This is a genomic window from bacterium (genome assembly GCA_023150945.1).
Taxonomy (GTDB): domain Bacteria; phylum Zhuqueibacterota; class Zhuqueibacteria; order Zhuqueibacterales; family Zhuqueibacteraceae; genus Coneutiohabitans.
Window position 1 is genome coordinate 270,200 of sequence record JAKLJX010000003.1, and the last position, 12,502, is coordinate 282,701.

A 12,502-nucleotide genomic window follows, 5' to 3' on the forward strand; every position below is an offset into this window, starting at 1 on the left:
GTAGGAACCTTGTGAATCACTCGGCACCGCGCCGAATTCTTCACAAGATTCCTTCTGAATGACAGCGCGAGCAGCGGCCGCGGTGCATTGGATTCATCTATGAACCTTGTGAATCACTCAGCACCGCGCCAAGCTCTTCACAGGATTCCTGCTGAATGCCAGCGCTGGAGGGACACAACTGCTGGTGCAGCATGCACCCGACACAAGCAAAGCCTGGCCCGGGCGTGAGGGCCGGGTCAGGCTTTGCATCATTGGTTACTTCAACAAGGTCATGCGGTTCGTTTTCTTGAAATTGCCGAATTCCAGCGAGTAGATGTACACGCCGCTGGCGACGCGCTGGCCCTTGTCGTTCTTGCCGTCCCAGCGCACGCGCTGGCGGCCGGCGCTTTGCAGCTCGTCTTTCACCAGCGTGCGCACCACGCGGCCCATCATGTCGTAGATGCGCAGGCTGACCTTCTTGTTGAGCGGCAAAACGTATTCGAGGGTGGTCTCGGGGTTGAAGGGGTTGGGATAGTTTTGCTCGAGCACATAGTCCTCGGGCGTGATGAAGTCCACGGCATGCTGCTCGACGCCGGTGCCGCTACCGACAAACTCGAAGCGCTGGAACGACCAGCTCTTCGGATTTTTGATTTTGGTGAACACGGAATCGTACTTGCCGGCGGCGGCATTCCACGTCAGGCTCAGCGTGCCGATGCTGTCCTGATTCGATTGGAAACTGGCGAGCAGCTCATAGTTGCCGTCGTCGTCGAAGTCGATGCCCTGGCCGTTCCATTCCGCCTGGACTTTGGAGGCAAAAACGTTGCTGACGGACTGGGTCGTTGTTATCACGCCCAGGGAGTCTTTCACGACAATGTCGATGGCGCTGGTTTCGGAGCCTGTGAAGATATCCGGCTCGCCGGTGTAGATCACCTTGGTGGTATAATCGCCGGGATTGCGGGGATTGCTGCCGGTCAACTCGGCGCTCACGATCGTACGGGGGAACCCGGCGCCGGAGAAGATGTTCGCGCGACCGTTTTTGTCAACATCGAACATGCTGGTCCAGAAATTGGCAAAGTTTGGAACGACCTTGACAACGTGCGAAGCATCGATTGCAAGCACGTCGTCGCCGGGATTGTAGTCGATCACCCACAAATCGCCGGTTTGGTAGGCAACGAAGAAAGCCTCGTCATTGCCGTCGCCGTCGACATCGCCCGCAGTGCCACCGAACAAGGCAACGTAGTCATCGGGCGAGGTCGCCTGCAGGTAGCGGGTGGGAGAATTGGGATCAGGCGCTTGATAGGCATTCGGGCCGGTGACGGCGACATTGTAGAAGTTGAAGAAATTCCACGTGTGATTGACAATTTCCCAATTGCCGTCGCCGTTGAGATCGGCGGGAACGGCATGATAGGGCGAGCCACCGCCGTAACTGCCGCGATCGACGAAGAACTCGGTCACCCAGCTTTCAAAGCTGCCGCCGGAATTGTGTTCGATGTCGCCGACGACCGAAGTCACGAGCAAACCGCGTTTGCCACCCGCCGCATTCCGCCGGATGCTGAGCAGCAATTCTTGTTTGCCGTCTTTGTCGACGTCGATGACATAGGGAATCCCTTCGTGATCGGCGCGAAAGGCTTTGTAATCCGCGGTGCAGCAGGTGTCGGTCTCGGTGTTCACGACCGAGGAATACTTGGTGCCGTAGTTGTCGCTCCCAACCACGCCATCCCATTCGTAGACGTAGTAGCCGGAAGGCTCAGAGGCGAGCGGAAAGATGATTTCGGGTTTGTTGTCGCCGTCCAGATCGCCCACCGAAACCACACGCGGATTGGATCCCGGGTAGCGGTTCACACCGGCAGCGGTGTCCGGCGGTGATGACCACGCCAACTCGAACTTGTCCGCGGACTTGTTGTATTCGAACAACCGCACGCCCAGGCCGGCATAGTCGGTCAAGATCATTTCCCTATTGCCGTCTTGATCGAGATCAAAGCCGCCGATCACCGTGCGGCTGTTGCCCGTGTTATCCTCCGCGTAGAGCGCATCGACATCGTCGTGCATGATTTGATTGCGTTGCTCCCAGCCGTCCGCCACCTTGTCCGCGGTGGTGGGATCATACTCCAGCACCACGATCAGCGGCTGGCTGGGCTCGTCGGCGTAGCGGTTGGTGATCACGACCTCGCGCAGGCCGTCGCCATCCAGGTCCACCGGCGAGAGGCGCAGCGGATACCAGAAATCCACCGGATCGCCCGTGCTGTCCAGAATCTTCGTCCACTCATAGCTGGTGGAGTCGGCAGGCGAGCCGATGCCGAGGTATTCGATGCGATAGACTTTTTCACGGTTGCCGGCATTGGCAATGATGTCCCAGCGGCCGTCGCGGTCAATGTCGCCGAGGTCGGCGCCGCGGCCGGTGGTTTGGGGATCGAACTTGCCGACGCGTTTGAAGTTGTCGACGGTGAGCGTGGCCACGTCATCGACGCCGTCCAGGAAGTAGAGCACGCCGTTCGACATCGGGAACCAGGCTTCGAGCTTGTCATCCCTGTCGATGTTAGCGAACAAGAGCTTGTGGCGATTGAGCGATCCCGGATCATTCTCCGGAAAGATACCATTGAGATCGACTTGCAGCGCGTAGGTATCCTCGCCGGTGGCTTCGAAAATGGTGAAGCTGAAGTTGTCCCAGGTGTTGAACCAGATTTCCTTCTTGCCGTCGCCGTCGAAGTCGACCACGTCCACGTCATAAGCCGCGCCGCCGCCGAGCAAATCCTCCCCGGCCGAGAACTCGACTTCAAAGGAAGCAAAATCGTCGAAGGTGGGTGAGGTCATTTCGACCACCAGCATTTCGCGCCGGCCGCTGGTGCGCGATTGCACCACGATCTCGATCTTGCCGTCGCCGTCGACGTCATCCATTTTGATGCCCGCGGGGCGAAAGTCCACCGCCGGATCCTTGCCGAGATCATAAGTCAGCGTGGGGTTGGCGGGAAAAGCGCCGGTATCGTCTTGTTCGAAGATGAAAAGCTTGTTGGGATTGTTGATGGTGGGCACCCCAAAATAGATCTCCCATTTGCCGTCGCTGTCAATGTCGCCATAGGTCAGCGCCGGCAGGGAGTTGGAGCCTTCCGGCATGGTGTAATGCCAGACATGGGTGTATTGATCGTTGCCGGTCGCCTCATACAGATAGACATCGAGAAAGCCGGGATCGGGGCCTGCCGGTGAAAGGGTTTCATCGGTGGCGAACAGAAACTCGCGGCGGCCGTCGCGGTCGAAATCCATGCCGACTTCGACTTTGCTGCTGCCGAAATACTGCACGTCGCGGAAATTGCCGTCAGTGCGCGGATTCAACGCCCAGGAGATTTTGAACCCCGGGCCGGTGTTGTATTGCGCTTGCGCCGCCTGCGGCCACAGGCCGGTAAGCAGCAGCGCCAGCGTCGCGCCAGTAAAACACGTTACCACTTTTCCCATCGCGTACCTCCATTCAATGGATAAAGCCAGTACTGCAGTGAATTGAACGAGTCGAATTGCCGGTGAGGGATGCCCGCTGCACACGTCGGCGCAGTTTGTCGCAGGCGGGACTGCTGAAAATCAATTGAAGTGAAAGTGAAGGGTCGTGGTTTGATCGTGCCGTCTGTCAAGACCATTCGTTTTCGCAGCCAAGCTACTGGTTCGAGGGATGGTAAGAGTCCTGTTCGAGGCCGAAGGCTCCCCTCCGGGGGCCGGCATGTTGACCATTGGGTGATGGTTGCGATGCGCGCGGTATTGCATGTGCCGGTTCGCGTCAACCGGCGTTGGCTTGTGGAGCGGCAATATAGAAGCTTTTGGGCATGCTGTCAAGCGCCTTTTTCTCCCAAAGGTATTCCTCCCCGCGGCCAGGTCGTAATTCGTGTCCGTCTGGAATGGTTCCGACCTCGGCTGCGTTGAGATTTCGAAAACCGCGCGTGCCGTGGCAACTCAGAGGATGCTGAGGCAACGGCCAGGCCGTTGCAGGAACATGTTCTCGGAAGATCGCGAGTTGTGACGGAGACGAACGGGTGTCCGTCCAACAACACCACCGCCCGGGCGGTTTTTCATTTCGTTGCAGGAACATGTTCTCGGAAGATCGCGAGTTGGGAGGAGACGAACGGGTGTCTGTCCAACAACACCACCGCCCGGGCGGTTTTTCATTTCGTTGCAGAAACATGTTCTCGGAAGATCGCGAGTTGGGACGGCGACGAACGGGTGTCCGTCCGACAACACCACCGCCCGGGCGCTTCATCACGAAGAGGAGCGAGTGTTATTCGAGTTGTGCACGCTTCAGGGCCCAGCGCCCGGGCGGTTTTTCCATTTCTGGATAGAGACCAATTACATAACCGCAAAGTCGCCGGCAGTGCGGAGAAAAGCCTGGTGCTGGGTAACAGGCTCCTCGATCGAATCGGATGAATGATTTGGGATTATACCTGAGTATTCACAAGTTCCTTTCGGGATGACAGTGGTGATGAAACGCACTAACGGCTCTCCAGCTTGCTGATGTTTTCAAAATAAGGCGGCCGAATGACGCCGGCTTCGGTGATGATGGCGGTGATCAGCGCGTGCGGGGTGACATCGAAAGCGGGATTATAGACGCGGCAGCCCTCGGGTGCGGTGCGGCGGCCGAAGCCCTGCGTCACCTCCTCCCCGGCGCGCTCCTCGATGGGAATCTCTGCGCCCGAGCTTTTGCTGAAATCAATGGTGGAAACCGGCGCGGCCACATAGAACGGAATGCCGTGGCGCTGCGCATGCACTGCCAGGCCGTACGTGCCGATCTTGTTGGCGGTATCGCCGTTGCGCGCGATGCGGTCGGCGCCGACGATGCAGAAATCAATGTGGTGGCGTTGCATCACGAAGGCGGCGGCGCTGTCGCAGATGAGCGTGCAGGGAATGCCCTCGTTTTGCAGTTCCCACATGTTCAAGCGCGCGCCCTGCAGCAGCGGCCGGGTTTCATCGACGAACACGTGCAGGCGTTTGCCCTGGCTGTGCGCGGCGAACAGCACGCCCACGCCGGTGCCGTAATCGGCGGTGGCGAGCGCGCCGGTGCTGCAATGCGTGATGACGTTGGCCTGATCGGGCACCAACTCGGCGCCGTGGCGGCCCATGGCGCGGCTCACCACGCGGTCGCGTTCATGAATATCGAAGGCCTCGGCGAACAGGGCTTCTTTGATCTCGGTGACCGAGGTCTCGCGCAGTTTGAATGCCACTGCCTGCATGCGATCGAGCGCCCAGCCGAGATTGACGGCCGTCGGCCGCGTGCCGCGCAGGTAGCGAATGGCGCGATCCATTTCCAGAAAGAGGGCCTCCTTGCCGTCTTCTTCCTGGAGGCGCTGTACGCTGAGCAGCACGCCGAAGGCAGCGGCAATGCCGAGGGCCGGCGCGCCGCGCACGCGCAAGTGTTTGATGGCCTCGCCGAGATCATCCACTTCGTCGATATCGAGATGGATCAGCTCTGCGGGCAGGCGGGTTTGATCGATCAACCGAACTTTGTGGTGGCGCCATTCGATGGTGGTCACCGGCATAGCCCTCTCCTTATTAAGGTCGGGTGGAATTGCGCTGCAATAGTTGGATCCCGGCCGGCGGCAACAGGCGGCGGAAGCAGTTCAGGGGCCGGCGGGAGCGGATTTGTTTTGGCCTAAGAAAGAGATTTTGCCTTCAAAGTCAACCCTGGCGGCCATCTTTTCGCGAGTGGCAGCCGCAGCGTCCAAATTTCCGGTTGACAAACGTCCGCCGAATGCTTAATATTCAACGCCATGCAAGCAACTGAACCGCGAAAACTGCGTGCAATGTCTGACCAGAGACGATCATTTTTAGATAAAGGAGGCCGGTCCTTGCCGGCCGAGAAGTGAGAGGGATTTGGGTTGAAGCTGAAAGATATCATCGAGCCGATCAAAGACGATCTCGAAGCGTTCGAGCAAGAGTACAAATCCCTTCTCAAATCCGACATTTTCTTGATTGACCAGGTTGTTCACTATCTCATCTCCCATCGCGGCAAGCGCTTGCGCCCGATCATCGTGCTGTTGATCAGCCGCATGAACGGCGCGCCTCCCACCATCAAGCGCTTGAAAGCCGCGGCCATTCTCGAACTGCTGCACACCGCCACCCTGGTTCACGACGATGTCGTCGATGATTCCTATCGCCGCCGCGGCTTCCCCTCGATCAACTCGATCTGGAAGAACAAAGTCTCGGTGTTGATGGGCGACTATTTGTTCTCCAAATCGCTGCTGGCGATGCTGCACCTGGGCGACGCCAAGGCCTTTGCCATCATTTCGCGCACCGCCGAGCGCATGAGCCAGGGTGAACTCTTGCAGCTCGAGCGCAGCCGCGACTATTGGATGGAAGAGGCGATCTATTTCCGTTTGATCGCGGACAAAACCGCGGCGCTGATTGCCGCGGCCTGCCAACTCGGCGGCATGGCGAGCGAGCAATCCGATGCCGAGATCGAAGTCATGGGAGAATTCGGCGAGAAGGTGGGGATCGCGTTTCAAATCCGCGATGATTTGCTCGATTTGCTCGGCGAGGAAAGCGTGATCGGCAAGCCGGTGGGCAACGACATTCGGGAAAACAAAATCACCCTGCCGCTGTTGCACGCCCTCAAGCAGGCCGCCAGACCGGAAGCCAAGGAGATCATTCGGCTGGTGCGGCGCGGCGCCACCTGGCGCTCGCGCAAACGTGACTATGAGCGCATCGTCGAGTTCATCAAGCGCCAGGGCGGCGTGGATTATGCCCATCAAACCGCCTGCCGCTTCTGCGAGGAAGCCCTGGCGCTCCTGGCGCCTTATCACAACTCGCCCTACAAAGACGCGCTGACCAAACTGGTGCGCTTCATTACCATGCGCGAGCATTGAGTGCCGGCCGCCGAATTGCAGCGACGATTCGCAGAAAAGGCGGCGGCCCGTGCCGGCTGCCGGGCCGCGGCGACGGTGGCGGCCGCGTTCTTTCTCAGTTGCCGGCTGGCGCCCGACATTCATACTGTCGCGCGCACCCGCGTGTTGATGGACACCGTAGTATCCATCAAAGTCCACTTGCCGGATTCGAGCCGGCAGGAGGCGGCGATTGCGGCGATCACTGCCGCCTTTGCCGAAATCGGCCGCCTCGACTCCGCGCTGTCATCTTACCGGGAGGACAGCGAAGTGGCGGCGCTCAATCGCGCGGCCGCGCAAGCCGGTGCGCTCGCTGTTTCTGCGGAACTGGATACGGTCTTGGCCGCTGCCCTCGCGGTCAGCCGCCGCAGCCACGGCGCATTTGATATCACCATTGCGCCGGTGCTCGAATTATGGGGCTTTGGCACGGACTCAGCCCGTGTGCCCACGGCCGAGGCCATCCGCGCACGCCTGCCGCGCGTCGGGTATCAGCATCTGCGCTTCACCGGCGCCGGCGCAGACGGCCAGGCGCAGGTTGAATTTGTGCGGAGCGGCATGATGGTTGACCTCGGCGGCATTGCGAAAGGCTATGCCGTTGATCGCGGCGTGCAAATGCTGCTCGCGCGCGGCTTTGCAGATGTGATGGTCGAAGCCGGCGGTGATTTGCGCGTGCATGCTTCCGCGTTGACCGCAGGTCGCATCAACATATGGGTACGCCATCCGCGCGCGGCCGATCGCTTCTTCGCCCGCTTCAAAGCCGGCGGCGGGGCCGTTGCCACCAGCGGCGATTACGAACGCTATTTCGAACAAGCGGGCCGGCGTTATCATCATCTGCTCGATCCCCGAACCGGGTATCCGGCTGGGGCGGCAGAGGCCTCGCCGCAGATGTTGAGCGCCACGGTGGTTGCACCTACGGCCATGCTTGCGGATGCTTATGCCACCGCGATTTTTGTGTTGGGACCGGCGGCCGGCATCGCATTGGCAGAGGAACTCGGACGGCTGGAGGCGTTGGTCATTTACCTGGAAGCGGGCGAGTTGCGCTGGCGCGCCACGGAGAATTTCAAGAAGAAGTTGGAGAGGAGGGAGGAGGATTGAGGTGTGGCCGGGCGGGTTTGCAGTCTGTTTGACAAGACAGCGTTGATCGCAAGATTGTTTATTGCAACTCAATCTCACCGCCTTTCTTTCGCTGGGCGGCGAATGTTTGAATTCAAGGCAGCATGAGTCGAATTCTCATTACCGGCGGCGCCGGTTTCCTCGGTTCTCACCTCTGTGAATTTCTCCTGCAAGGAGGCCACGAGGTGATTGCCCTGGACAATCTCTCGACGGGCACGATGACGAACCTGGAGCCTCTGCTGGGCAGCCGGCTGCAATTCGTCAAGCATGACGTGACCGAATACCTCGCGGTCGCTGGCCGGCTCGATTACGTGCTGCATTTCGCCTCGCCGGCCAGTCCGATGGATTATCTGCAAATGCCGATTCAAACGTTGAAAGCCGGCGCGCTGGGAACGCATCGCGCGCTCGGCCTGGCCAAAGACAAGGGCGCAACCTTTCTGCTGGCCTCGACTTCCGAAGTTTATGGCGATCCGCTGGAACATCCGCAGCGGGAAGAATATCTGGGCAACGTCAATCCGGTCGGGCCGCGCGGGGTTTATGATGAGGCCAAACGCTTTGCCGAGGCGCTGACCATGGCTTATCATCGCACGCACGGAGTGGACACCAAGATCGCGCGCATCTTCAACACCTATGGCCCGCGCATGCGCCTCCATGACGGCCGCGCGATTCCGGCTTTCGTGCGCCAGGCGCTGCGCCACGAACCGATCACGGTTTTTGGTGACGGCAGCCAGACCCGCAGTTTCTGCTATGTCGATGATCTCATCGTCGGGCTGCACCGGCTGCTGCTGTCGGATTGCCATGAGCCGGTCAACCTCGGCAATCCCCACGAAATGACCATTCGCGCGCTGGCCGAGGCGATCATTCAAGCGACCGGCAGCCGCAGTCGCATCGTGCAGAAACCGCTGCCTGCCGATGATCCCAAAACCCGCCAGCCCGACATCTCCCGCGCGCTCGCCTTGCTCGATTGGGAGCCGCGCGTGGGTTTTGCCGAGGGCTTGGCAGCCACCATTGCCTGGTATCGCCGGCAGATGGGACTGGCATGAGCGCAGCGCTTCTGTGCGGGACGCGCCGGCGCCCGGCATCCGGCAAGGGCAGGCACGGCCGTGGGCCGGCCACGAGCACATCATGCCGCAACTCTCTTTAGCCGGCGGTGCGCCAACCCAGCCGGTGGAACGTATTTTGATTCTGCGGCTGAGTTCGATCGGCGACGTGGTGCTGGTCTCGCCGCTGCTGCGCGTGCTGCGGCGGCACTGGCCGCAGGCTGAGATCGATTTTGTGGTGAAGGCAGAGTTTGCCGATCTGGTGCAACACAATCCGCATCTCGATGCGGTTCATGTGGTGCACACCGCCGAGCGGCTGGCGGGTCTGCAGCGCCTGCGCGAGAAGCTGGCCAGCCGGCGTTACCAAGTCGTGCTTGATCTGCACAAGAATTTTCGCACGCAGTATTTGATTGGCGGCCTGGGCGCCGGACAAGTGCTGCGCTACCGCAAGCACGTGGTGCGGCGCTGGCTGCACGTCAAATTCAAACTCGACACGATGCAGCCTCTGCCGCCGATCTATCTGCGCTATCTGCAGGCGGCGGCGGCCTTGGGTGTGAGGGATGATGGCGCGGGCACGGAGTTGCACTGGCTGCCCGGCCACGTGCAGGAGGCCGCGCACGCCCTCGCGCCGGCCAGCAGTGACGTCAACGTGCCGCTCATCGCGCTGGCGCCGGGAGCAGGTTATTTCACCAAACGCTGGCCGCCGGAATATTTTGCCGAGCTGGCTTCGCGCCTGATTGCTCGCGACCGTGAATGTTTGATTGCCGTGTTGGGCGGTGAAGAAGATCGCGCCGCGGGCCGGCAGATTGCAGCGGTTGCGGGCAGCCGGGTGATCGATCTCACCGGCCGGCTTTCCCTGTTGGCTGCGGCCGTGGTGCTGGCGCGCAGCCGGCTGGTGGTGGCCAATGATTCCGGCTTGATGCACATGGCGGAAGCGGTCAAAACGCCGGTGCTCATGCTCGCCGGTTCCACCACGCAGGCGTTGGGATTTTTCCCGCAGCGCCCGGAATCGCGCGTGCTGGAAAATCAGGCGCTCGCGTGCCGGCCCTGCAGCCACCTCGGCCATGCCGCGTGCCCGCGCCGGCACTTTCGCTGCATGCGGGATTTGACTCCGGCGCTGGCGCTGGCTGAACTCGAACGTTGGCTGCGGCCGGTGCCGCTTCGCTGACGTTGTGCCGTGAGCAACTTGTTTGCGAGGGAGGTACCCATCTCTACTCAAACCGAATCATCCCGGTCCCGGCCGACCGTGAATGGCCGCGACACGCGCGAGGTGTTACCCTCGCGCGAATTGGCGCGCAAGGCCGTCCGGCTGGCGCTCGAAAAAAAAGGCGGCGAGATCAAGCTGTTCGATTTGCGCAAGCTGACCAGCATTACCGACTTTTTTTTGATCTGCACCGGCAACACCGATACCCACGTGCAGGCGCTCGCCGATCACATTGTCGAACAGCTCGAATTGCAGCAGATCAAACCCTGGCACGTTGAAGGCCGCGAAAGCCTGCGCTGGGTGTTGATCGATTATGTCGACGTCGTGGTGCACATTTTTCAGCCGGAAGTGCGGGAGTTTTACGGCTTGGAGCGCCTGTGGGGCGACGCCGAAATCGAAGAATTCAATGACGAGGCCGGGGCGCCTTCCTGAGGGCGCGAGGGCCGCGGCGAACCATGCCAGCAGCAAGGATTGAAAGACCATGAACCTCAACGCGGAAAACTATCTCGAAGAAATCATTGCCGCCGCTCTCGCGCGGCTGGGCTGGCCGGCTGCGGCCATTGTCATCAACCGGCCGCGCCAGGAAGGCTTCGGCGATTTTGCCACGCCCCTGGCGATGAATCTCGCCAAGGCCATGAGGAAAGCGCCGAAAGCACTGGCGCAGGAGCTGCAGGCCGCGCTGGCGTACGATCCCGCAATCATCAGCCAGATCACGGTTGACGGCCCGGGCTTTCTCAATTTTCATTTTACCCCGGCCTACTGGCAGCAAGTGCTGGCGGCGGTGCTGCAGCAGCGCGAGGCGTTCGGCCAAAGCACCTGGGCGGCCGGCCAGCGAGTCAATCTCGAGTTTGTCAGTGCCAATCCCACCGGTCCGTTGAACGTCGTGAATGCGCGCGCTGCCTCCCTCGGCGACGTGCTGGCGAATCTGCTGCAGGCAGTGGGCGCGGCAGTGGTGCGCGAGTACTACATCAACGATGCCGGGCAGCGCGTGAAGGCGCTCGGCTATTCGATCAGTTCGCGCTACATGAATCTCTTCGAGATTGAGGAGCCTTTTCCGGAAGACGGTTATCACGGCGATTATGTGCGGGATTTGGCGGTGCAGTTCCGCGAGGAATTCGGCGACCGCTTCGTGCCGCTGCCGCTGGAAGAGCGCGGCCGCGAATTCACCACGCTCGGTCTGGCGCGCATCATCGCCTCCCAGCGCCGCACGCTGTCCGAATTTCGCGTCAACTACGATGTTTGGTTCAGCGAGCAAAGTTTGTTGGAAAGCCGGCGCGAAGAAGAAGTGCTGCGCCTGCTGCGGGAACGCCAGGCGAGCTACGAGAAGGACGGCGCGGTTTGGTTCCGCTCCGCGCACTTCGGAGATGAGCAGGATCGGGTGCTGGTCAAGAAAGACGGTGAGCCGACGTACTTTCTCGGCGACATTGCCTATCACATGGACAAATTCCGGCGGGGCTTCAACCAGTTGTATGATCTCTGGGGGCCGGATCATCACGGCCACGTGGCGCGCATGAAGGCCGCGCTGGCCGCGCTCGGCTACCCGCCCGGCAGCTTCGACGTGCGGATCATCCAGCAGGTGAGTTTGCTGCGCGGCGGCGAGCTGGTGAAGATGTCGAAGCGCAGCGGCAACATCATCGAAATGCGCGAGCTGATCGATGAGGTCGGCGTCGATGCCGCCCGCTTTTTCTTTCTGATGCGCACGCTCGATTCGCCGATGGATTTCGATCTCGATCTCGCCAAGAAGCAAACCGATGAGAACCCGGTTTACTACGTGCAATATGCCCACGCGCGCGTGTGCAACATCCTGGCGTATGCCGCGGAGCAGGGCCACGCCCTCAGCCGCGGCGGCGAGGTGAGCCGGCTGCGCGCTCCCGAGGAAATCGCGGTGCTGCGCAAGCTCTCCGAGTTCCCCGAGGCGGTGTCCAAGGCCGCCCGTTTTCTGGAGCCGCACCGGGTGACCAATTTTCTGCAGGAGATGGCTGCGACGTTTCACCATTTCTACCAGAAACATCGCGTCGTCAGCCCGGAGGCCGATCTTACCCAGGCCCGCCTGCAACTGGTGGAGGGTGCACGTATTGTATTGGCAAACGCGTTGCGTCTGCTCAACGTGAGCGCGCCCGAGCGCATGTAGCGCCGGGCTGAATTGATTCTGCCAGCCCCGGTCTCTCCGGCAGGCGGCTGCGGCCCGGCCGGCCAGCGCTGCGCCGCAATCGCCGGCGCGGAGAGCATGCCTTTCTTCCCGGCGGATGACTCCACCTCCTGCACGGTCATGCTGCCGGCATCTTTCCCGGCACCAGCACGGTTCTGCGGCTTGC

General features: G+C 60.9%; 8 protein-coding genes. 6 read left to right on the forward strand and 2 right to left on the reverse strand.

Features of this window, described 5'->3' with window-relative positions:
* Positions 1-255: 255 nt before the first annotated feature.
* Together L6R21_06450 and mtnA are read right to left on the reverse strand one after the other, a co-directional pair.
* Positions 256-3,426, reverse strand: coding sequence for an FG-GAP-like repeat-containing protein (locus L6R21_06450; GenBank protein MCK6558823.1), 3,171 nt, complete (start codon positions 3,424-3,426; stop codon positions 256-258).
* Between the two features lie 1,019 nt (positions 3,427-4,445).
* Positions 4,446-5,489 carry an S-methyl-5-thioribose-1-phosphate isomerase gene (gene mtnA, locus L6R21_06455; GenBank protein ID MCK6558824.1) on the reverse strand — a complete coding sequence of 348 codons (1,044 nt, stop codon included), beginning with the start codon at positions 5,487-5,489 and terminating at the stop codon, positions 4,446-4,448.
* A 339-nt stretch (positions 5,490-5,828) separates the two neighbouring features.
* Here mtnA and L6R21_06460 point away from each other — a divergent pair, with 339 nt between their 5' ends.
* The 6 genes from L6R21_06460 to argS all read left to right on the forward strand — a co-directional run bounded on the left by L6R21_06460 (position 5,829) and on the right by argS (position 12,318).
* Entirely contained in the window at positions 5,829-6,815 is a 987-nt protein-coding gene (locus tag L6R21_06460) for a polyprenyl synthetase family protein (GenBank protein MCK6558825.1), read from the forward strand.
* Entirely contained in the window at positions 6,816-7,925 is a 1,110-nt protein-coding gene (locus tag L6R21_06465) for an FAD:protein FMN transferase (protein ID MCK6558826.1), read from the forward strand.
* 122 nt (positions 7,926-8,047) lie between these two features.
* Complete coding sequence (locus L6R21_06470) at positions 8,048-8,986, forward strand: SDR family oxidoreductase (protein ID MCK6558827.1); 939 nt, start codon at positions 8,048-8,050, stop codon at positions 8,984-8,986.
* Positions 8,952-10,151, forward strand: a complete 1,200-nt coding sequence (locus tag L6R21_06475; protein ID MCK6558828.1) for a glycosyltransferase family 9 protein — start codon at positions 8,952-8,954, stop codon at positions 10,149-10,151. Before L6R21_06470 ends, L6R21_06475 begins: the two co-directional genes overlap by 35 nt.
* A gap of 78 nt (positions 10,152-10,229) precedes the next feature.
* Positions 10,230-10,619: a ribosome silencing factor gene (gene rsfS, locus L6R21_06480; GenBank protein MCK6558829.1), complete on the forward strand. Its 390-nt coding sequence runs from the start codon at positions 10,230-10,232 to the stop codon at positions 10,617-10,619.
* A gap of 49 nt (positions 10,620-10,668) precedes the next feature.
* Positions 10,669-12,318, forward strand: a complete 1,650-nt coding sequence (gene argS / locus L6R21_06485; GenBank protein ID MCK6558830.1) for an arginine--tRNA ligase — start codon at positions 10,669-10,671, stop codon at positions 12,316-12,318.
* The last annotated feature ends 184 nt before the right edge of the window (positions 12,319-12,502 follow it).

Excerpts from the sequence above, each read along its gene's own strand:
- L6R21_06450 (MCK6558823.1), bottom strand. The coding sequence starts at position 3,426 with ATGGGAAAAGTGGTAACGTGTTTTACTGGCGCGACGCTGGCGCTGCTG.
- mtnA (MCK6558824.1), bottom strand. The coding sequence starts at position 5,489 with ATGCCGGTGACCACCATCGAATGGCGCCACCACAAAGTTCGGTTGATC.
- L6R21_06470 (MCK6558827.1), top strand. The coding sequence starts at position 8,048 with ATGAGTCGAATTCTCATTACCGGCGGCGCCGGTTTCCTCGGTTCTCAC.
- argS (MCK6558830.1), top strand. The coding sequence starts at position 10,669 with ATGAACCTCAACGCGGAAAACTATCTCGAAGAAATCATTGCCGCCGCT.